An 826-nucleotide genomic window follows, 5' to 3' on the forward strand; every position below is an offset into this window, starting at 1 on the left:
CCGCCACCGGGGACAACGAAGTGCACGTGCGGATGGTAGACCATGGGATCGCGTCCCCAAGCGTGGAGGACGCCGAAGAAGCCGAGTTGGCACCCGGCGAGCGAACGCATGGCACCCGCCATGTCGCGAATCGTGTCACTGCCGCAATCGAAGTTGGCAGTGTAGCCTTCGCGACGATGGCCGCGCAGCAGCGAACGCAGTTCCTCCGGAACCGTAAAAGTGACCAGGAAGTGATGCACCGGCAACAGTCGTTCCGACTGCTTGGCGAGCAAACTCTGCGCCTTGTGCTTCTGGCAGTTGGGGCAGTGACGGTTGCCACACGAGCGACCGATGAGGTGTTTCGCTTGACACCTCTCGCATTCGATCAGGACACGGCCCAACGCGCCAGTGCGGCAGCGGGTGATGGCATCCAGGACGATCCGCATGGGAAGCGGCACTCGGTTGCCGAAAGCTTGAAACAGTGCCGGTGCGTGCTGTCGGAGGCAGCTCGCAACGGTGGGCATCGCTTAACGTCTGCGAAAGATCTGTTCGATCGTTTCTCTGGCGTTCGCCTCGGCGGTGTCGGTCAGGTGCAGGTAGATCATCGTAGTCTGCAGGCTGCTATGACCGAGATACTGCTGAATGACCTTTAAAGAGACGCCTGCTTCAAGCAGATGCGTGGCATAAGAATGTCTTAGCGTGTGGATACTGACACGCTTGGTAAACTTCAGCTCCACCGCGATCTTGCCCATCGCCTTTTGCAAAGTCGAAGTCTGGATCGGCGTGTTGGCCGTAGACGATTGTTTGTGATTACGCCCCTCGGCGGGGAAGAGGAACCGTGGATGTT

Annotated in this window: 2 protein-coding genes; both read right to left on the reverse strand. The window is 59.1% G+C overall.

Annotation, left to right across the window (positions count from 1 at the left end; translation table 11 throughout):
• The coding region (locus ABD971_RS22195; protein WP_425571344.1) for an IS91 family transposase at positions 1–503 on the reverse strand (503 nt) is incomplete at its 3' end.
• 3 nt (positions 504–506) lie between these two features.
• A partial coding sequence (locus ABD971_RS22200; RefSeq protein WP_345325677.1) for a tyrosine-type recombinase/integrase occupies positions 507–826 on the reverse strand: 320 nt, incomplete at its 5' end.

This window comes from Novipirellula rosea (assembly GCF_039541335.1).
Lineage (GTDB): Bacteria > Planctomycetota > Planctomycetia > Pirellulales > Pirellulaceae > Novipirellula > Novipirellula rosea.